The organism is Rhizobium sp. LARHSG275 (assembly GCF_052871115.1).
On record NZ_JBIXJN010000007.1, the window covers coordinates 235272 to 254311 of the forward strand.

General features: G+C 62.0%; 15 protein-coding genes, 3 pseudogenes and 1 other annotated feature. Of the genes and pseudogenes, 6 read left to right on the forward strand and 12 right to left on the reverse strand.

What is annotated here, in order from left to right:
* Positions 1 to 507: 507 nt before the first annotated feature.
* Positions 508 to 2325, reverse strand: a complete 1818-nt coding sequence (locus ACIPSK_RS11580) for a methyl-accepting chemotaxis protein (protein WP_162117342.1) — start codon at positions 2323 to 2325, stop codon at positions 508 to 510.
* 290 nt (positions 2326 to 2615) lie between these two features.
* On the opposite strand from ACIPSK_RS11580, the gene ACIPSK_RS11585 reads away from it, so the two are divergent.
* Both ACIPSK_RS11585 and ACIPSK_RS11590 read left to right on the forward strand, forming a co-directional pair.
* Positions 2616 to 3002 carry an acyl-CoA thioesterase gene (locus tag ACIPSK_RS11585; RefSeq protein ID WP_003540707.1) on the forward strand — a complete coding sequence of 129 codons (387 nt, stop codon included), beginning with the start codon at positions 2616 to 2618 and terminating at the stop codon, positions 3000 to 3002.
* 19 nt (positions 3003 to 3021) lie between these two features.
* A complete protein-coding gene (locus ACIPSK_RS11590; protein ID WP_162117343.1) occupies positions 3022 to 3609 on the forward strand; it encodes a hypothetical protein in 588 nt (195 codons plus the stop codon).
* A 74-nt stretch (positions 3610 to 3683) separates the two neighbouring features.
* Here the strand turns inward: ACIPSK_RS11590 and ACIPSK_RS11595 are convergent, their stop codons facing one another.
* The 3 genes and pseudogenes from ACIPSK_RS11595 to ACIPSK_RS11605 all read right to left on the reverse strand — a co-directional run bounded on the left by ACIPSK_RS11595 (position 3684) and on the right by ACIPSK_RS11605 (position 7015).
* Complete coding sequence (locus tag ACIPSK_RS11595) at positions 3684 to 4868, reverse strand: DUF1501 domain-containing protein (protein WP_162117344.1); 1185 nt, start codon at positions 4866 to 4868, stop codon at positions 3684 to 3686.
* 112 nt (positions 4869 to 4980) lie between these two features.
* Positions 4981 to 6492 carry a DUF1800 domain-containing protein gene (locus ACIPSK_RS11600; protein ID WP_162117345.1) on the reverse strand — a complete coding sequence of 504 codons (1512 nt, stop codon included), beginning with the start codon at positions 6490 to 6492 and terminating at the stop codon, positions 4981 to 4983.
* Between the two features lie 219 nt (positions 6493 to 6711).
* Positions 6712 to 7015 (reverse strand): annotated as a pseudogene (locus ACIPSK_RS11605) (DMT family protein).
* 298 nt (positions 7016 to 7313) lie between these two features.
* On the opposite strand from ACIPSK_RS11605, the gene ACIPSK_RS11610 reads away from it, so the two are divergent.
* Positions 7314 to 8147, forward strand: coding sequence for an RDD family protein (locus tag ACIPSK_RS11610; RefSeq protein WP_162117346.1), 834 nt, complete (start codon positions 7314 to 7316; stop codon positions 8145 to 8147).
* 71 nt (positions 8148 to 8218) lie between these two features.
* On the opposite strand, the gene ACIPSK_RS11615 is transcribed toward ACIPSK_RS11610, so the two are convergent.
* Positions 8219 to 9469, reverse strand: coding sequence for an MFS transporter (locus tag ACIPSK_RS11615; RefSeq protein ID WP_162117347.1), 1251 nt, complete (start codon positions 9467 to 9469; stop codon positions 8219 to 8221).
* Between the two features lie 525 nt (positions 9470 to 9994).
* Complete coding sequence (locus ACIPSK_RS11620) at positions 9995 to 10798, reverse strand: class I SAM-dependent methyltransferase (RefSeq protein ID WP_162117348.1); 804 nt, start codon at positions 10796 to 10798, stop codon at positions 9995 to 9997.
* Positions 10799 to 11021: 223 nt separating this feature from the next.
* On the opposite strand from ACIPSK_RS11620, the pseudogene ACIPSK_RS11625 reads away from it, so the two are divergent.
* Positions 11022 to 11156: pseudogene (locus tag ACIPSK_RS11625) on the forward strand (LysR family transcriptional regulator); the annotation flags it as partial.
* Between the two features lie 16 nt (positions 11157 to 11172).
* Here ACIPSK_RS11625 and ACIPSK_RS11630 read toward each other — a convergent pair.
* The 6 genes and pseudogenes from ACIPSK_RS11630 to ACIPSK_RS11655 all read right to left on the reverse strand — a co-directional run.
* On the reverse strand, positions 11173 to 12639 hold the full coding sequence (locus tag ACIPSK_RS11630) for a SulP family inorganic anion transporter (protein ID WP_162117349.1): 1467 nt from the start codon (positions 12637 to 12639) through the stop codon (positions 11173 to 11175).
* A 70-nt stretch (positions 12640 to 12709) separates the two neighbouring features.
* Positions 12710 to 12765: a sequence feature (sul1 is cis-regulatory element that is thought to sense ions involved in sulfur or methionine metabolism; They are found in Alphaproteobacteria), on the reverse strand.
* 141 nt (positions 12766 to 12906) lie between these two features.
* Positions 12907 to 13158 (reverse strand): hypothetical protein, encoded by a 252-nt coding sequence (locus ACIPSK_RS11635; RefSeq protein WP_017964763.1) that lies wholly within the window; start codon positions 13156 to 13158, stop codon positions 12907 to 12909.
* Positions 13159 to 13236: 78 nt separating this feature from the next.
* The gene (locus ACIPSK_RS11640) at positions 13237 to 13614 is read right to left on the reverse strand and encodes a response regulator (protein ID WP_017964764.1); all 378 of its coding nucleotides are present in this window, start codon (positions 13612 to 13614) and stop codon (positions 13237 to 13239) included.
* Between the two features lie 197 nt (positions 13615 to 13811).
* On the reverse strand, positions 13812 to 15569 hold the full coding sequence (locus ACIPSK_RS11645; RefSeq protein WP_162117350.1) for a phospholipase D-like domain-containing protein: 1758 nt from the start codon (positions 15567 to 15569) through the stop codon (positions 13812 to 13814).
* 240 nt (positions 15570 to 15809) lie between these two features.
* Positions 15810 to 16598 (reverse strand): DUF899 domain-containing protein, encoded by a 789-nt coding sequence (locus ACIPSK_RS11650; protein WP_162117351.1) that lies wholly within the window; start codon positions 16596 to 16598, stop codon positions 15810 to 15812.
* 235 nt (positions 16599 to 16833) lie between these two features.
* A pseudogene (locus ACIPSK_RS11655) lies at positions 16834 to 17151 on the reverse strand (adenylate/guanylate cyclase domain-containing protein); the annotation flags it as partial.
* Positions 17152 to 17382: 231 nt separating this feature from the next.
* On the opposite strand from ACIPSK_RS11655, the gene ACIPSK_RS11660 reads away from it, so the two are divergent.
* Both ACIPSK_RS11660 and ACIPSK_RS11665 read left to right on the forward strand, forming a co-directional pair.
* On the forward strand, positions 17383 to 18150 hold the full coding sequence (locus ACIPSK_RS11660) for an adenylate/guanylate cyclase domain-containing protein (protein WP_162117352.1): 768 nt from the start codon (positions 17383 to 17385) through the stop codon (positions 18148 to 18150).
* Positions 18151 to 18222: 72 nt separating this feature from the next.
* The gene (locus tag ACIPSK_RS11665) at positions 18223 to 19020 is read left to right on the forward strand and encodes a class I SAM-dependent methyltransferase (protein WP_162117353.1); all 798 of its coding nucleotides are present in this window, start codon (positions 18223 to 18225) and stop codon (positions 19018 to 19020) included.
* Positions 19021 to 19040 lie beyond the last annotated feature (20 nt).

Sequence of the window (19040 nt, forward strand, 5' to 3'; positions counted from 1 at the left end):
CCATGCCAAAGCCGCCGGAACTGTGGTCTCGGATATTTAGAGAAATTGGAGAATTGTGTTGGCTTCCGTTACGGTAGCTATCGCTAGCTTCGAAATGCCCTCGTCCCTCAAGTACAACCTGAATGAAGCATGTCAGCAGAATAATTGCAACGACATTCGCTTACTGATTGAATATGCTTCTTTTTTACCAAGAACTTCCGCAACGTATAGTTCTCTGAAAAGCTTGGAATTGCGGCCAAGGTCGATCGTCAATAGTCGGGAGCGAGTATAGAGGAGAGCTGCAACGACTATGAATGCTGACAAAGTCCGCCTATCTCTCCTCCGTCGTCCTCGGCCTTTGTTGTACGGCCTTGATACATAGCTGACAGATGCTCGGGACAAGCCCGAGCATGACGAAAGAGGAGTAACCGGCTCAACGAAAAAGAGCCGTCGCGACGGCTCTTTTCCTATGCGGTTTAATTTGGAAGTGCGGGCCGTTCGACATCGCCGACAGGCCGTCAGTACGTCTCACGCAGCCCGCGTGTAACGCTGGGCCTGAGGTTCGCCGCCGCGCAGGCGGAAATTCGCGAGTAGCGTTTTCAGCTGGGTGCTTTCGTCGGCAAGCGTCCGGCTTGCCGCCGTCGTTTCCTCGACCATCGCGGCGTTCTGCTGTGTCATCTGGTCCATATGGTTGACGGAGCTATTGATCTCGTTCAGCCCGGTCGACTGCTCGCGCGCCGCCGTGGCGATCGACGCGACGTGATCGTTGACCCGATTGACCAGCGCCTCGATCTCCAGCAGCGCATCACCGGTCGAGCGCACCAGCGCCACGCCGCCCTCGACTTCGGCCGCCGAGCGGCTGATAAGCGCCTTGATCTCCTTGGCTGCATTGGCGGAACGCTGGGCAAGTTCGCGCACTTCCTGGGCGACGACGGCAAAGCCGCGGCCCGCCTCGCCGGCACGGGCGGCCTCGACGCCGGCATTCAGCGCCAGCAGGTTGGTCTGGAAGGCGATTTCGTCGATGACCGAGATGATCTGGCTGATGCGGTTGGAGGATTCCTCGATCCGGCCCATCGCGGTGACCGCATTGCGGACGATCTCGCCGGATTTTCCGGCGCTCGCCTTGGTCTCAGTCACCATCTCGCGCGCCTCGTTCGCGCGCTCGGATGCGGTCTTGACGGTCGCGGTGATCTCGTCGAGCGCTGCCGCCGTCTCTTCGAGTGCGGCCGCCTGCTGTTCCGTACGCTTCGACAGATTGCCGGTCGCCTCGCTGATGTCGGAAGCACTTTCGTTGACGACATGACTCGATTCGGCGATCGCATGGATCACGCCGTTCAGCGCGTCGACGGCGGCGTTGAAATCGCCCCTCAGCTTGGCGTAATCCTCGCCGATATCGCCGATCGCAACCGTCAGGTCGCCGCCCGCAAGCTTCTCCAGCCCGACGCCGAGCGCCTGCATCGCTTGGGTTTGCCGCTCGGAGGCCGAACGCAGACTTGCCTCGTTGCCGCGGCGCTCTTCTTCGATCTGGCGCTGCCTTTCGTCTTCCCGCCCTCGCAGCGCCCTGCGCTCGTCGACGGAATCGCGCAGCACCAGCAGCGCCTTGGCCATCTGGCCGATCTCGTCGCGGCGGTCGCTGCCGGCGATCTCCACAGATGCTTCTTCGGCCGCAATCGCGTTCATTGCCGCCTTCAGCCGCGCGATCGGCACTGTCACGCTGCGCACGATGGCATAGGCGATGGCGATTGTCGCGGCGGCGCCAAGCAGGCAGAGCAGTGCGGCCCAGATCGCGTTCTGGCGATAGAGCGCGGCAAGGTCATCCGCATAGACACCGGTGCCGACGATCCAGCCCCAGGGCTCGAAACCGGCGACATAGGAATATTTCAGCACTGGCTGGTCGGCGCCCGGCTTCGGCCAAAGATAATCGACGAAGCCCTTGCCGTCCTTCTTCACCTTGTTGACAAACTCGACGAACAGGAACTTGCCAGTCGGATCCTTCATCTGGGAGATATCGGTACCATCAAGCTGCGGCTTGATCGGGTGCATCACCATCGTGGGACGCATGTCGTTGATCCAGAAATAACCGTCGGCGCCGTAGCGCATCGCGCCGATCACGTCCTTGGCGGCGGCCTGCGCCTGTTCGCGGGTCATCGTACCCGCCTGCTCCATCTCGTAATATTTGTCGAAGATGCCGAGCGCCGTGGCATCCATTTGCGCCAGCCCCGCCTTCCGCTCCGCTTCCAGCTCGGAATAGGAATAGTTCAGAAAGAAGACCATCGTAGCCGCGAGCACGGCAAGCGTGAATCCGACGAGGCAGTAAAGACGGGTGGAAATCTTGACGTTGCGCATGAGGTTCCCAGCGATTCTTGTAAGTGAGATCAATCCCATTCTGAATTGCCGGAATTACTGGAGCGTAAAGCTTAATTAGAAGATTATTAAATAACGTAAGGTCAGACCAAAGCGGCAGAAATCAACCGTTTGAAATCAAACGAAATTTCAATCCACAACGGCTGCAACATTTTTCCCGTCCGCTACCTTCAGCGCTCCGCCTTGCCATCTTTTACAGCCCACGGCCTTTGCACTAGGGTGCTCCCCAGTGAATCGCCGGCCCATGGCCCGCATCAGATGGAGAAGACTTGATGACCGATGCCGCCAAGCCGAGAGGCGAACTGACGCTCAGGACGCTTGCCATGCCCGGCGATGCCAATCCGGCTGGCGATATCTTCGGCGGCTGGGTCATGGCGCAGATGGACCTTGCCTCAGGCATCCGTGCGGCCGAACGCGCTAAGGGTCGTGTCGTCACCGCCGCGGTCAAGGAGATGGCCTTCGAACTGCCGGTCAAGATCGGCGACACGTTGTCGGTCTATACCGATATCGACCGCGTCGGCCGCACCTCGATCACGCTCTGCGTCGAAGCCTGGGCGCACCGCGCACGTTACGCCAAGATGGAAAAGGTCACAGCTGGCACCTTCATCATGGTGGCGCTCGACGAAGAGGGCAAACCGAAGCAAGTCCCCGAGGAGTGACAGGCCAAGGATCGAAAGCATGGAAACGGTCAGCTCGCCGGAGGTCTTCCTTCACATCAAGGTGGTGATGGGCATGGTCATCAGCCTTTCGCTCGCCAGGGTGCTCACCGGCCTTGCCGGCATCGTCCAGCATCCCGCCAAGGCGAAAGTCTATGGCATCCATCTCGGCTGGGCGCTGTCGATGTTCCTCTTCATCATCCATATCTGGTGGTGGGAATATCGCCTGCAGGCCGTGCCTGCGATCGGCTTTGGCATCTATCTCTTCCTGATCTGCTTCTGCAGCCTGTTTTTCCTGCTTTGCGCCCTGCTCTTCCCCGCCTCGCTCGACGAATATGGCGGGTACGAGGAATATTTCATCTCGCGGCGCAAATGGTTCTTCGGCATCCTCGGCCTGACCTACGCCGTCGATATTCTCGACACGGCGATCAAGGGCCATGAGCGTATCCTCGCGCTCGGCTGGGAATATCCCGCGCGCAACATCATCTACATCATCCTCTGCGCCATCGCCGCCTGGACCCCCAACCGCCGCTTCCACACCGCCTTCGTCATCGCCAACCTGATCTACCAGGTCAGCTTCATCTTCAGGCTTTATGATGTTTTGGGGTGAGTTGCGGTCGGGCGCAGCCCGAGCAATCGATTCACCGCTCCGATCACTCACGCTTCGCGGCGTCGAGCCACCCCTCACGCCTTCAAAAACTGCGAGCCTTTGTCGAATCCCAGCCCCGGGAAGATCTTCCCCGTCAAATCATCGGCGCTGACATCGAACTGCCGGTAGAGCATTGCCGCCGCCAGTTCCCGCACATCTGCCGTCGGCATCAGATCGCGGTCGTCGAGCAGCTGGCCGTCGCCAATGCCCGGCCAATGGCCGAGGATGCGACCGCCGTTTATGGCTCCGCCGGCAAGCAGCGCGCAGCCGCCGGTGCCGTGGTCGGTGCCGGCTGAGCCGTTCTGGCGCACGGTGCGGCCGAATTCGGTCATGGCAAGCACCACGGTCTTCGACCAGATCTCGGGCCCGAGTGTCGCCTTCAGCGTATTGATCGCCTGGGCGAGGTCCTGCACTGGCCGCTTGAACTGGCCGGCCTGGCCGATATGCGTATCCCAGCCTGATATCGAGAAGCTGGCGATGCGATAATCGCCTTTCAGCATGTTACCGGCGAGCGCTGCCACGTCGGCGATCTTTGCGCCGTGCTGGCCCTCCGGCTCGACCACCATCGAGGCGGTGTCGGCCCGCGTCGCCTCGGCAAGCGCTTCGGCGAACGGCGGATCGTCGGCATAGAGCCGGGCCAGGAACTGCATCTCGTCGCGCGCCGGCGTCAGATTGGAATCCGACGCCCAGACGTCGACATTGTTCGGCCCGGAGAGGATCAGTTCCGTCGAGGTGTTGATGTCGATCGCCTTGCGCCCTTCCGAGCGCGGGATGACGGCGAGCGCCCGGTTCAGCCAGCCGGTCTTTTCCTCGGCGACATGCTCGCCGCCGGATTCCAGCATGTCCTGCCCGTCGAAATGGCTGCGCTGGTCGCGGTAGGGCGTCGACACCGCATACACGAAGGCGAGTTCCCGGTTCTTCCACAGCGGCATCAGCTCGGCCGCCGCCGGATTGAGGCCGAAATGCCCGTCGAGATCGAGAAGCCCGGTCTCGGGCGTCAGCGCCAGGGTCGGCCTGAGCGCCGCAAAACCGGCATCGCCATAGGGCTGCACCAGATCCAGCCCGTCCATCGCGCCGCGCAGCACGATGGTGACGAAACGGTTGTCACCCGGCATTGCTGCGAAAGTGACCGGCGTGAAGACGGGGGCGGCGGCAAGACAGCAGGCAGAGGCCAGAAAGCCGCGGCGGGACAGCGAAATCCGGTTCGTGGGCAGCGTCATGGGCGGGCCTCCTAAGCAGGTTCGGAAAAGTGGTCAATGGTTTTCCGGCCAAACCTGCGATAAAATAAAGGAGCTAAGCAGACGAAGCATTGGCTTGCCAACGAATGTCTGGTTAGCGGCGATTGAATTCGGGCGATGCCAGCACCAGCGTCAGCCCGCTGATCTTGTTCGGCGCCTGCGATACCACGCGGATCGTCTCGTCGCGGGCCGCATCGGCAAGCGTCGATTTCAGGAATTCGCGCGGATCTTCGTCCCGGCCGAACTGTGCTGCGGCCCGCCTCGCCCAGGCCAGCCGCTCGGCGAGCTGGCTGCCGGTGATCCAGGCGGAGAAGCCTTCCTCGAAACCGGCCGGGCTCGGCGGCAGCCAGGTCGGTTGCCCCATGCGCCTGAGTGCGTCCTGCCCCAGCGCACGCGCCGTCCGGAAGGCTTTGAGGCGCTTCTCTCTCGCCTCGCCGGCGGGGTCCGTCGGCATCGGCGATCCTGCCATGCCAGGCGTGTTCGCCGCCATGTCGCCCGCGTCCGTACCCTGCTGGTTGGCCGCCAGGAAACTGCCGACGACGCCGTTGACCGGTCCCGCATTCAAAGCCCTCAGGCCGGCGACGACATAGTCGAAAGGCTGGCGCGCCTTGGCGCCCTCGTCGCGCCAGGCGGCGGGATGGTCGAGCATCGCAGTGTAGACGGCGGTCAGGTCGCCATCCGTCTTCTTCCAGGCTTCGGCCATATCGGACACCATCCCCTCGTCGGGCTGGTCGGCGATGAAATGCACCGCGAGCTTCCGGCTGATATGCGCCGCCGTCTTCGGATGCAGCGCCAGATCGTCGAGCAGGTCGAGATAATCGTCGCGCGAGCGCCTCCGCCCGCCATAGCTGACGCCGAGCACCTCATGCGCGCCGGGCTCCGATATATTCGGCCGGAAGGCGATGTCCATCTCCTTGCGGTCGATGGTGAGGCCTGTCAGCACCATGGCTGCTGCGGTCACATCCGCCTGGGTATAGCCGCTGCCGGCGCCGAGTGTGTGCAGTTCCAGCAGTTCCCGGCCGAGATTTTCGTTCAGCCCCTTGTTGCGCTTGATGCCGCCGGCTGAATCCGGACCGAGCGAATCCGCCTGGTCGAGATAGATCAGCATGGCCGGATGGGCGGTGGCGCTGCGCAGGAGATCGCCGAACTTGCCTGATATGAATGGCCGGATCGCCTCGGCCTCGTAGAGCGGCACGATGAGGCGCATCGGCAGGCTCTTGTTGGCGCTGGTGGAGAAATGATCGGTCCAGAAGGTCGAAAGCCTCTCATAGAACCCGTACGGCGAGAGCACCGCCTGTATCAGCCGCAGGTTCGCATCGTGCTGGAACTGCTGCTGCACTTGCCGCTGCACCCCCTTGCGCATCTCGCGCTGCGTTGCATCGTCGGTTACCGTCTTGGCATCCGGGCGGATCTGCTGCAACTGCGCCTGCAGGCTGAGAATCGCCTGGTGGCGCGTGTCGGGGCCGCCGAGGGGAAAGTCCGGCGTTGCTGCCGCCCCCTTGCGCAGCTGGCCGATGAGCTCGTCCTTGCTGTCCGGCGGCGCCTCGCCCGGCCGGAAGCCATAGCCGAACCGGATCGCCGCCATAGTCGGGAAAGACAGGCTCATGGCAGATCACCTCCTGATCACTGCTAACCAATTCCAGCAAAAGTGCGTCGCGGTTTTGCGTCCGGAATTGCGCAAACAAAAAGTCAGAGCATTTCATTGACTCGGAGAAAACAGAAATGCTTGAGGTGACAGGCTGCCAGCCGATTGCGACGCCAATCTGTAGGAAATGTGGCGATATCTAGACATGGACAAATTGTAATCTATTGAAAAGGCTAAAGTTTATGCACGAAAGATGAAGGATGCTCCAATTGCAATCAGGGCAAAGCCGATCGCATGGTTCCAAGTCAGGTTGTCGCCGAGCCAGAAAATCGAGAAGCCGGATAAGATCAGCGTGATCACCTCCTGCATCGTCCTCAGCTGCGCCGTCGTATCGACCGCCGACCCGATGCGGTTCGCCGGCGCCGCCAAGCAATAAGAAGGCGATGTCCCAGCTGACGATAATGGCGAGGAAGATGGCGCTGCTCTTATGCTTGAAATGCCCGCACTAGCCAAAGGTCATGAAGATGTTGGAGGCAAACAGCATGACGACGGGCCAGACGGCGGCGGGAGAAAATAGCGTGGGTAACTCGGGGCTGCGGAAGGAACGGTCTATCCGGCAGCAAGGGATCGATGCCGGAGCCTCTACCTAGCATGACGGCGTTCGACGGCAGGTCCGCGATGCCAGAGATCGGCATATCGTCACGCCACCGAGGCGATGAGGATGGCCGGCAGGTCGCGCCGTGCTCGCCCTCCGGGGCAGAAATTGCACTGCAGCTGGGCTGGACTCGCAAGATGCTGAAACGAATCGTGCTGGATCAGGTAGTGTGCACATAGGGGGCGACATGGACACCACACTGCAGATGCCGCAAAACGTCACTTTGCCGTCCCACTTCTGGCGACGCTTCGCGGCCTATACCGTCGACATCATCATCTTTCAGGCTGCCATCCTCATAGCCGTCTACTACTTTTCAACGATTTCCCCCCTGGACTTCCTATTAAACGGCCGGACGTCCATGCAATGCAGCGAGGCGGTGCCCGATCAGCTTGCACAACGAATTGACGCGGAATGGCCATTGCGAACCACAGAAACTCGCACCAGTGAGATTTGCGAAGTAAGTCGAATTGGTTCGGGAAAGCAGAGATACTTGGAAATAGATGTTGCCATCGAGCCATGGGATTACGTGACGCCAGCGCAGGTGCTAACCATCCCTGTGGACGCAGACAACAATCCCGTGACCAAAACCATACCTGGATACACTAGCTTGATGTCAAGCATAGCCAACACCGCGCTCATCGCGCTGGCTTTCGCCTGCTTTTCCGCGAAAGGCCGTCGCACCTTCGGAAAGGCGGTTTTCTTCCTGAGAGTCAGGTCCGTCGACGGTAAAGATCCCAACTTCGGCACCGCGTTTAAACGCGAGATCCTGAAATTCAGCCCGAATCTCCTTCTCAGCCTTGTCGTCTTCACAATCTCTCTGTTTCCGGTCTATCCGACGGAAGACTTCGATGCGTTGCTTGGAATGTTCCGGAACGGATACACGCCTGAGGACAATGGCACCGCTATATCGTACTTTATCTGGACGATAGCGGTGATGGCTTGGTGGGGCTGGCCCTTCATCGTCTGGAAGGGGCAGACATTTTACGATCGCATCTGCGCCTGCAAGGTAGTAAGTGCCTGAAAGGCATCTGGGATCGGGCGGCAGGGCACAAGGAAAGGCCGGCGACATCAGCCGCAGGCCTGCAGGCAGCGCTAGATTCGCATAGCGCCATGCGCTTCCCTAGCCTCCTCCGTGCCGAAGCGGACATCCTTCTTCTCGTAGCCGAAGCCGGCGAGGGCCGCGACGACGAGCGCCACCACGGCTGCGACGATCAAAAGCGCATAGGCATAGTCGCCGTCCCAGCGGGCGGCGAGCCCCGCCTGCAGCGTCGCATTGCCCGACGCCAGCAGGTTGCCGAGCTGATAGGCAAAGCCGGGGAAGGTGCCGCGCACTTCATCCGGCGACAACTCGTTCAGATGCACCGGCACGATGCCCCAGGCGCCCTGGACGAAGAACTGCATCAGGAAAGCGCCGATGGCGAGCAGCACCGGCCCGGGCGCATAGGCCCAGAGCGGCGCGACGGGCACGGCGATCATGGCGGCGATGACGATCGCCCGTCTGCGGCCGATCCGCTGCGACAGCGACCCGAAAAACAGCCCGCCGCAGATCGCCCCGATATTGTAGACGATGGCGATGGCGCCGACCGTATAGCTCGAATAGTTGCGCTGCGTCTCGAGGAAGGTCGGGTAGATATCCTGCGTGCCGTGGCTGAAGAAGTTGAACGCCGTCATCAGCAGCACCGACCAGATGAACAGCGGGATATTTTCGCGCAGCACCGTCAGGAACGGCCGGCGCCCCGTAGCCTGCCGTTTCAGGAAGGCCGGGCTCTCCTCGACATTGCGCCTGATATAGAGCACCAGCAGCGCCGGCAGCGCGCCGACGAAAAACATGCCGCGCCAGCCGATCACAGGAAAGAGCAGGAAGAACACGATCGAGGCGATGAGATAGCCCGAGGGATAGCCCGCCTGCAGAATGCCCGAGACGATGCCGCGGCTCTCCTCCGGCACCGTCTCCATGACAAGCGAAGCGCCCACACCCCACTCGCCGCCCATGGCGATGCCGTAGAGCGCGCGGAAGATGAGGAACATGGTGAGCCCGGTGGAAAAGCCGGTCAGGAATTCGAATATCGAATAGAGCAGCACGTCCGCCATCAGCGTGATGCGCCGTCCGTAACGGTCGGCCGCAAGCCCAAAGACCAGCGCGCCGAGCGCCCGCATGGCAAGCGTCAGGAAGATCGCCACCGAGACGGCGGGAACGTCGGTGTGGAATTCCTCGGCGATATATTTGAGTACGAAGACGAGAATGAAGAAATCGAAGGCGTCGAGCGTCCAGCCGAGATAGCTGGCGATGACGGCATTGCGCTGCTGCGGCGCCAGTCGGCGCAGGCTTTCCAAAGCGGACATTTGATATTCCTCCGTCCGAAAGCGGCGGCGAGGCGGGCAATTCCGGATGCCGTCGGAAGGGGTGCCCGAACCGGGCGGTGATGCTGTTGCGGCTGCGTTTGCAGTCGCAGACAGCGGGCAATAACGTCAGCAATGCTGCCCGTGTTCCATCACGATTGCCGTGATCGGGTGGCACCTCCAGCGCCGTATTGGAAGGCGTACACCTTCCAGCACCCTGCCTTTCACGTTGGCGCATGCGGTCCGCTGCCTGCCTTTTCTCCCCAGCGGAGGTCCGAAGGATGGGTCGAGACCCGTGGCTCGACCCCGGTCGGTGCCGGCAGCGATGAGGGGGTGAGCGGCTAAGCCGCGGAATGTACGGAGCGCAAGCGAAGGGCAATCAATGGATCGCGAGAAAGCGAAGAGCAATCAATGACGTAGGACCGTGCCGCCCCTCATCCGACCCTTCGGGCCACCTTCTCCCCGCTGGGGAGAAGAGGGAGCAAGCAGCACGATTCTCGTTTTAGAGGAGGTGGCGCTCCCGCTAATCTATCCGGGCACCCTGCCCCGGCACGCCCACGCCACCGATGCGAACGATCGCGGCCCATTCGGCTCGCCAGCCTCGTAAGCGGCCCTGATGGCGGCATCGACGGCATTTCGCCTCGCCGGGTCCAGACCGGCAACATATTTGCCGAGCGGTCCCTCGCCGGCGGCGATCGGATCCCAATAATCCTCGAAGGAAAGATATTCCATCCGGATCAGCAGCGAGGTCTCCTCGACTTCGGCTAGGCCCTGCGCGATGAAGCTCTCCTTCATTTCCCCCGGCCGCATCATCGGCTGGAAACAATATCTGCGGCGCATCGCCAGCGCGTTCTCGTCGAGCATCGCCACCGTATCCCACATCATCCGCATGCCGGACATGCCGCCATAATGGTCCCAGACGGCGGCCGCGACCACGCCACCCGGGCGCACCACACGACGCATTTCGTATACTGCCTTTCCCGCCTCCGGCACGAAATGCAGCACGAGCAGCGACATCGCCCGGTCGAAGCGGTTATCCTCGAAGGGAAGCGCACAGGCATCGGCCTGCCGGATCGTGACGCGCAGATCGGTGTTGCGTCGCGTTGCGGCCTCGACGAAAACCGGCGAATAGTCGACGGCGGCGATCTCCTGCAGGCCCGGCGTTTCCGCCAGCGTAAACGCCAGGCTGCCGGTGCCGCAGCCGACATCAAGCACGCGCTCGCCATCCGAGAGACCAGCGAAATCGACCAGCATCGGCGCCAGCTTCCGGCTCCAGCGCCCCATCAGCCGTTCGTAACCATCTGCACTTTCGACATTGAAACTTGATGGCATTAAAGCCTCCCCCTCAAGGACACAGGTCTTCGATCAAACAATAGCGTTCGCCGGCGACTATACAAGCGGGATACCATGGGGTGGATCCTCGGCTCGAGGCCAATGATCCCGGGAGGTTGGCTATTGCTGCCTCTTTTCCAACGCGGCTATGAGGCGAGCGCCGGCGATCCGCCTCCATCAAATATCACTGGTCGGCGACATCGATCACGTCGCCGACGCCAGCACCCTGACCGGCGGCCTGCATGGCGTCTATCCCAGCAGCCGGCACTTGCCGCCTTTGGTCAAGGCGTTCATCGAACTGGCCGTTAGACGGCTGAACGCGATAACCGGCAACAGCGACGATTACGTGATCGTCTCCGGTAGCCCTCGCGCCGTCACACCTCCTTCAGCACTACCTTGCCGTCGAGGCTTCCGATCAAGGTCGCGCTCGCCTTGTTGAGGCCCGCGACCTCCACGGCGATGCCGTGCGCCGCGAACCGCTGCACGACCTTGTCGAGCGCGGCTACGGCGGTGATGTCCCAGAAATGCGCCTCGGACACGTCGATCAATACGGCCTTACCGAGTGCATCCTGAACGTCGAAGGCTTCGACGAAGACGTCAGCGGAGGCAAAGAACACCTGGCCGGACACGCGATAGATCAGCCGCCCGGCGGCTTGATCGGGCGCCACGTCGACGCGCAGCAGGCTGGCGACCTTGAAGGTGAAGAACACGCCGCTGAGCAGCACGCCGACCGTTACACCAAGCGCCAGGTTGGCGGTGAAGACGGTGACGAGGACGGTTGCCACCATGACGGCGCTCGACATCCGGGGATGGACGACAACCGCTCTCAGTGACGACCAGTCGAACGTATCGATCGACACCATGACCATGATCGCCACCAGCGCAGCGACGGGAACCTCGGAGACCCACGGCTTCAGGAGCACCATCAGGATCAGCAAAAACGCGCCGGCAAACAAAGTGGAGAGCCGGCCGCGCCCGCCATATTTCACATTGCTCACCGTCTGGCCGATCATGCCGCAGCCGGCGATGCCGCCGAACAGGCTGGCGGCCGCGTTGGCGAGGCCGAGACCGGTGCATTCGCGGTTCTTCGAGCTCGGCGTATCCGTGAGATCGTCGACGACGCTCGCCGTCATCATCGATTCCAGCAGTCCGACCATCGCAATGGCAAGCGCAGGTCCTGCAATGATCCGAAGCGTTTCCAGCGTCAGCGGCACCGCCGGCCAGGCAAAGACGGGCAGCGAATCCGGCAGTTTGCCGAGGTCGGCAACGGTGAGAACGGGGAGCCCGAACGCTATCGAGGCGACGGTCAGGATCAGGATGCAGATCAGCGGCGACGGAATCGCGGTGGTGATCCGCGGCGTCAGGTAAATGATGACGAGCCCGGCTATCAGCATGGCATATTCCATCCAGCCGGCACCGATAATATGTGGCATCTGCGCCGCAAAAATCAGGATGGCGAGTGCATTGACGAAGCCGGTGCGGACGGATTTCGACACGAAGCGCATCAGCACGCCAAGCCGCAGCAGGCCGAACACGATCTGCAGCAGCCCCGCCAGCAGCCCGGCCGCGAAGAGATAGGGCAAGCCGTGAGCATGCACCAGCGGTGCCGCCACCAGCGCCACCGATCCGGCAGCGGCCGAGATCATCGCCGGGCGTCCGCCGGTAAACGCAATGACGATGCTGATGACGAAAGAGGCGAACAGGCCGACCTCGGGGTCAACCCCCGCCGCAAAAGAAAAGGCAATCACCTCGGGGATGAGGGCGAAGGTCGCCACCGCTCCGGCAAGCATTTCGCGCATGGGATTGGCGGACCAATCACGACGGATGGAGGAAAGCAGCATAGGAAGGATACTCGCAAAGCATGGCCGGACCCACTCTGTCGAGCGGTCGCGTGATGGCATGCGGGTTTTGCGTTGTCTGGCGGATCGGCGGCCAGAAGAGCCACCCGGGATCTCACCGGGTCCGTGGTGAATGCCTGCGGTATAGACGGGATCTTTACTGCAGCGCAATATTCAATTGCGAAGGGACGAAAAAGCGCAAGCAGATACGCAACGCCTTGAGATAATCGGAGCGCACGCACCTTGCGCCCAGGCGGATTGCGGAGCCCCTCACTGCCAGAGGAAGTCCGGCCCCGTGCTCTGGGATGTGAGCTTGAGCGTCCCGTCCGGCTGGACGACATAGGTCTCGAACACACGGTAACCGAAATCGCCAAGGAAGGTATTCTTGACCACCGTTCCCGGACGATAGGGCGAACGCAGGACCTTTCCGCCATAGGTGAGGCTGCCTGGAAGAGGCTGCGGCCCCCCTGCGCTGGCGCAGGCCGAGAGAGCGAAGAGAACGGCAATGAGCGCGTGTTTCATCCGGACTATCTCCTCAGGCAGGCAGCAGCGGCCTGACGACGTCGATTTCCTTCTTATAACACGCAGCGCTGCTGCTGTTCACAAAGCAGCTTTGCTGCTGTCGAAGTTTTTACGTCGCTCCTCCACCCGCGAGAGCGCGCTGGCGATCCGCTCGTCGGTGAAGGGCTTGGAGATCACATCGAGCGCGCCTTCGATACCGTGACCGACATTCTCGGGACTCCCGGTCACGAAGATGACGTCAACCCCATGGCGGTCGATCAGCCGACGCGCCAGCAGGGCGCCGCTCAGCCCATCGGAGAGACTGAGATCGACGAGCGCGACATCGCTTCTTTGAGCGTGGGCGAGAGCCTGCTCCACCGTCGATACCGGTCCGATGGTCTGGTGTCCGGCTTCTTGCGCAATGCGCTCGAGTTCCAGAGCGATAAGATTCTCATCTTCGACGATCATGACCTTCATGAATAAGCCTCCTCATAGACGGGCGGTCAGGCGCACTACCGGTAGCGGGTACAACGCAACCGTGCCCTGAATGTTTCCACCTGAGAAGAATATGTTGGGCAACCGGCGAGGTATTAATTTGACTTTTGGACGTCAGGCCCGGCGCTTCGGCCATGCGGCAGCCACTTGAGGTTCAAGGGCCGTCGTGACCGGCAACATTACTCCGCCCGCGAAAACAACGCCCGGTCGCGGGCGCGAATGGGGTCGGTCCAGTCGCGCTCGAACCAGGGTGTGCCGCCGGGCTGCGGCGGGCGTTTGAGCTCCAGCGGGCGGGCGGCGCCGTCATTTGCTTCGGAGGCGACGCGGAAGATGTAGTGATCGTACATCCTGAGCGCCTCGATCATGTAGCTGGTCGCCACCGTCCGGTCACGGACGAGGACGAGGTTCTCGCCGTTCTCATCATCGGCGGGTTCGGAGAAATTGTAGGAGCCGAGATAGACCCGCGCCGTCGGCTTGTCGAAGTCGAGCACGACGAATTTGTGGTGCATGCGCGTGCCGCGCTGGTTGCCGTCGACACCGGCAAGACCCGAGGGCTCGGTCAGAAACGGCGGCGGCACGTTGCCGGTCAGGGCCGATGCCCGCACCACCCGCCGACGGTTGTCGGGAGTGAGCACGGCCAAGCCCAGATTGCCGGCCCGCACCTCGGCATCGGCAATGCCCATCACATGCATATTGGGGCGCTCCAAGGCGCGCCCCAATGCCGGGCCGATCGCCCCCTTGGTCATCTGGCCGAGAAAGGCGAGCGAGAAGAACACGCTGGACTCTGCGGTATCGATATCGGCGGCGATCTCGTCGAGCCGGCCATTGGCATCGCTGTGCGGGGAGAAAGCGACCTTGGCGTCGACGCCGTCGAGGCCGAGATCAATCCAGCCGGCGGAACTTGGCGAATCGCGGAAATCCTCGGCGCGTTTGGCAGTGAAATAGCTCTCGAAGGCGGTGAAATAGTCCTCGATCGCCTTGTCGCTGTGGACGGCGAGGCAGTTGTTCGACTGTACATAGAGCCCGCGCCAGCTGAGATTGGTCGAACCGTAGAGCACGGTCGAGATGCCGCCGCGGACCGCGATCGATTTCTGATGCTGCAGGTTGGCCATATGCTGGCGCTTGACGTTGGCAGCACCCGCCGAGGCGATCAGCCGCTCCGCCGCCCTCGTCTCCGGCGAATTCGGACGCCCGTGGCCCTCGGTGCGGTCGCTGTCGTCGATGATGATCTTGAGCTTGTCCCCCAGCGCCTCCAGCCGGGTGACCACCTCGGGCAGGTTCAGGTCATAGGCGATAGCGCGCACCTCGGCGCCAGACTCGCGCGCTCTATCCAGCAGCGCAAGCGTTTCGGCCCGCGCCTCGAAGCCCATCCAGGCCAGCGCCCGCTCGGCATCGGCATGGGTCGGCACAAAGTCCAGCCCCTGGTCGCCATCCGGCGGCACTAGGGTGATGATCGTCGGCTCATCGGCGGCAAAATTGCGCACGAAGGCCTGCGACGAGACTAAGCCGCGCGTGAAAGCGACGTTGAGCTTGCCGGGAATGGTCTCGCGCATCAGCGCCAGTTCCGCCTCTTGCGCCTCGCCCGAGGTCAGCGCGCCCGCGGCACCCATAAACTTTGGCGTAACGCGATAGGTGAACTTGCCGGGCAGATCGGCATTGAAGGGAAAATGCACCCAGCGGAACTTCTGGATCGGCGCCTCGGTGGTGCGGATGCCGTCTTCGGGAACCGGCTGGCCGGGAAAGCCGATGCGGTTGTGCACGGTCTTGAAGAAGTCTGTATCCGGCTCACGATACTGGATGGCGAAACCGACGAAATCGATCGGCGGCCGGCCATTCTTCCAGTCCATGCCGAGCAGCATCATGCCGTCGCCGCGATGGATGGTCAGCGCAAAAAGCGAAGCGGCATTCCTGCCGGTCACACGAAAATCCGTATCCATGCCCGCCTCCCCTGGAAATCGGGCGAAATCTAGCATGGTTCCGTGACAGTAAGGAGATATGTCGGTGAAATTTTGCGCGCAGAAGCTGCGGGAGGCGACGGCACGGAGCAAGCATCAGCGGCGCCACGAACTGCCCTGCTGATGCGTCGTCATGAAGGGAGATTTGCGGTTGAGCAGACTTTCAGACGGACCGCCGTACCCTCCTGCCTGGACGGGACGGAGGATACGGCCGGACCGACCCTACGGTTTCTCGTTTGCACTCTCGGCCCGAAACGCCGCCTCGCCGGCGTCGGAGACCTCGACCCATTTCTTGTCGGGCTCGGCGTCCGGCATATAGCTGTCGTGCCAGTTCCACCACTTATAGGTCGGGGTCTGCGGATAGCCTTCGGGCGAATCCTCCCAGACTTCCTGGCGGCCGAGCGGCGTGATGTCGAGATAGTTCCAGGTGCCGCCCATCTGCTCGTCGCCGCGGTTGTTGATGAAATAGGTGCGGAAGATGCGCTCGCCGTCGCGGTAGAACACATTGGTGCCGTGCCACTCGTCGACGCCGAAGTCCTTGTCGAAGCTGTCGGTGATCGTCACCCACGGCATCGTCCAGCCCATCCGCGCCTTCAGCCGTGCAATGTCGGCCTGCGGCGCGCGCGAGGCGAAGACCAGCGTCGTGTCGCGGGCGTTGAGATGGGCGACATGGGCGACCTGATCGGCCACCATCGAGCAGCCGCGGCAGGCATGCTCGGGCCAGCCGAACACGCCGGGCTCGTAGAAGGCGCGGTAGAGGATGAGCTGGTGTCTGCCTTCGAACAGGTCGAGCAGGCTGACCTTGCCCTGAGGACCTTCGAACGCATAGGCCTTCTCCACCGCCATCCACGGCATGCGCCGGCGCTCGGCGGCCAGCGCGTCGCGGGCGCGGGTCTCAGCCTTTTCCTTCACGAGCAGTTTCGCGCGGGCCGCCTCCCAGGCCTGCGGCGACACGACGGGTGGTTTGTGCATGGCTTGTCCGCTTTTGGCATTCTCGGCTGAAGCAGTCATGGCTTTCAATCTCCTCATTGGGGCGATTTTCCAGGCTTGGACGCCCGGTTCATCGCGCATTGGTCTGAGATAGTTTCGCATCGGAAATCGAACAGTGGGAGTAACAAGTGTGACCGTATTCCCTGGAACCGTCGGTCGCAGCCTTGGCGCGCGAATGGTGTTGGCCGGGGCGCGTTCATTGGCGCGACCTTATTTACGCATTGCACACGTGCTAAAACGCGACAAAACGGCGCATGCCGTTGACAATGATATCGCCGAGATTGATGCCGATCCGGAACTCCAGCCGGTGCTCCGGGAACGCCGCGCCATTCTGCGAGGCTTTCAGCTGCTGAATCTCCACCGCGCAGCGCAAGGCATCGACGACACTCTGAAATTCGGCCAGCAGACCATCGCCCATGGTCTTGGCCAGCCGGCGGTGATGACGTTCGATCGCCGGCTCGAAGACATCGTTCTGGTCCGCCTGAAAACGTGCACGGGTGCCCTCTTCGTCGATCTGCCTCAATCGACTGTAACCGACATCAGCGATCAGGATTGCGGCAAGACGGCGCTCCATCCCCGATCTTTCCTGGAGAGCGAATGTATTGTTAACAATATCCTACAGGAGGTTCCACGGCGATGCTATCGTCTGGCCGGGCGATATTCAACTTAGTGGCGACGTGTCCGATAAGGATGGGGCCGGGCGAAATACTTCAATCCATCGTCACTCCAGACCATCAGCAGAGTTGCCAAAAGCAAGCGAATGTCGGAAGCTTGTGTTTAGCTATCAAGCGATGGATTGCGAGACATGACGACGGCCTCATCAAGGGAGCCAGCCAGGCACGGCAGCGCCAGGATCTGCCGCGGCTGCTGGGACCAAATGCATATGCCGATTCCGATCGGCGGCCCCCTCGCCTTGCCCTTCCGCGCCTTCGGCATCACCCGCAGCAAGATGAATCCGGATATCTGCACGATCTGCGAACGCTCCTTCCAATATGTCAAGAAGCAGCGCCAGATCACCGTCGACGCCACCATCCTGTTTGCCGATATCCGGGGCTTCACGGATCTGTCGGAGCGCATCGATGCGGTGCAACTGAGCGGGATCGTCAGCCTATTCCAGGATCGCTGCGCGCAGGCAATCTGGGCGCATGACGGCATCGTCAACAAGCAGATGGGCGACGGCCTGATGGCGATCTTCAATTTCCCGATCGTCAGAAAGGATCACGCCGGCGCTGCGATCCTGGCCGCACAGGAGATCCAGCAAAACTGCGCCGCCGCCCTGAACGGCCTGGCGCTCGAGGCATTGCCCGGCCGCACTCTCGGCGTCGGCGTCGGCATCCATTCCGGCAAGGTCCAGATCGGCGAATTCTCGAGCTTCCGCAGCGATTTCACCGCCATCGGCGGCGTCGTCAATCAGGCCGCAAGGCTGGAATCCCACGCCGCAGCCGGGGAGATCCTGATCTCGGCCGAAACAGCCGCGAAGGCCGCCGATCTCGCCGCAGGCGCCGAAACCCGCATGCTTGTGCTCAAGGGCATCGAGCAGCCGGTGCAGGCCAGCGTTCTGATCAAGCGCTGAACGACTGCCAACGCTGCAGGCCTTTTCTCACGGCATTGCTTCGTCAACTGACCGGGAGGTGTCGGAAAGCCCATGCCATCCACTTTCGTCGCCAAGGGTGCCAAGGCTTATGAGGCCGGCATGGGGCGCTGGAGCCAGCGGCTGGCAGCACCCTTCCTTGATTTCGCAGGCGTGCCATCTTGTGGTCGCGTCCTTGACGCAGGCTGCGGCACCGGCAGCCTGACACTCTCCCTCTCCGCTTACCCCGAATTGGAAGCCATCGAAGCCATCGATTTCGAGGAAGACTTCGCGGCCACCCTGCGCATGCGCACTGACGATGCCCGGATCAATGCCCAACAAGGCGACGTCTGCGCCCTGCCCTATGAAGACCAGACTTTCGACGCCGTCTATTCCCTGCTGGTGCTGCATTTCGTCTCCGATGCCGACCGGGCCGTGCAGGAAATGCGCCGCGTCTCGAAACCGGGCGCCATCGCTGCCGCTGCCGTCTGGTCTTATGATGGCATGCCGAGCTGGCGCCTGTTCTGGGACACGGTCCGCGCCATCGAGCCCGAAGCCTCAGGCAAGGGCATCCCCACGGGAAGGCGGCCGCTGACGGCGGAAGACGAGTTGCGTCAGGTGTTCGAAAACGCGGGCTTCGCCGATGTTGCCGAGACGACGTTGACGATCACAATGCGTTACGCTGGCTTCGACGACTTTTGGCTTCCAAAGGTCTATGGTCAGGGAACCTTCGCGGCCTATTTCGATGCCTTGCCGAGGGCAAGGCGCGATCGTCTGTTGGAAGCGATGCGAGCGGTCTATCTTGGCGGCGGGAGCGAGGATGGCCCTCGCGGATTCGAGAGCGTTGCCTTTGCTGTGCGCGGCACCGCTTAGCACGCCGCCGGAGGCTGTTT

Coding starts and splice junctions, on each gene's coding strand:
- ACIPSK_RS11580 (WP_162117342.1), bottom strand. CDS start 2,325: ATGCGCAACGTCAAGATTTCCACCCGTCTTTACTGCCTCGTCGGATTC.
- ACIPSK_RS11585 (WP_003540707.1), top strand. CDS start 2,616: ATGACCGATGCCGCCAAGCCGAGAGGCGAACTGACGCTCAGGACGCTT.
- ACIPSK_RS11590 (WP_162117343.1), top strand. CDS start 3,022: ATGGAAACGGTCAGCTCGCCGGAGGTCTTCCTTCACATCAAGGTGGTG.
- ACIPSK_RS11595 (WP_162117344.1), bottom strand. CDS start 4,868: ATGACGCTGCCCACGAACCGGATTTCGCTGTCCCGCCGCGGCTTTCTG.
- ACIPSK_RS11600 (WP_162117345.1), bottom strand. CDS start 6,492: ATGAGCCTGTCTTTCCCGACTATGGCGGCGATCCGGTTCGGCTATGGC.
- ACIPSK_RS11610 (WP_162117346.1), top strand. CDS start 7,314: ATGGACACCACACTGCAGATGCCGCAAAACGTCACTTTGCCGTCCCAC.
- ACIPSK_RS11615 (WP_162117347.1), bottom strand. CDS start 9,469: ATGTCCGCTTTGGAAAGCCTGCGCCGACTGGCGCCGCAGCAGCGCAAT.
- ACIPSK_RS11620 (WP_162117348.1), bottom strand. CDS start 10,798: ATGCCATCAAGTTTCAATGTCGAAAGTGCAGATGGTTACGAACGGCTG.
- ACIPSK_RS11630 (WP_162117349.1), bottom strand. CDS start 12,639: ATGCTGCTTTCCTCCATCCGTCGTGATTGGTCCGCCAATCCCATGCGC.
- ACIPSK_RS11635 (WP_017964763.1), bottom strand. CDS start 13,158: ATGAAACACGCGCTCATTGCCGTTCTCTTCGCTCTCTCGGCCTGCGCC.
- ACIPSK_RS11640 (WP_017964764.1), bottom strand. CDS start 13,614: ATGAAGGTCATGATCGTCGAAGATGAGAATCTTATCGCTCTGGAACTC.
- ACIPSK_RS11645 (WP_162117350.1), bottom strand. CDS start 15,569: ATGGATACGGATTTTCGTGTGACCGGCAGGAATGCCGCTTCGCTTTTT.
- ACIPSK_RS11650 (WP_162117351.1), bottom strand. CDS start 16,598: ATGACTGCTTCAGCCGAGAATGCCAAAAGCGGACAAGCCATGCACAAA.
- ACIPSK_RS11660 (WP_162117352.1), top strand. CDS start 17,383: ATGACGACGGCCTCATCAAGGGAGCCAGCCAGGCACGGCAGCGCCAGG.
- ACIPSK_RS11665 (WP_162117353.1), top strand. CDS start 18,223: ATGCCATCCACTTTCGTCGCCAAGGGTGCCAAGGCTTATGAGGCCGGC.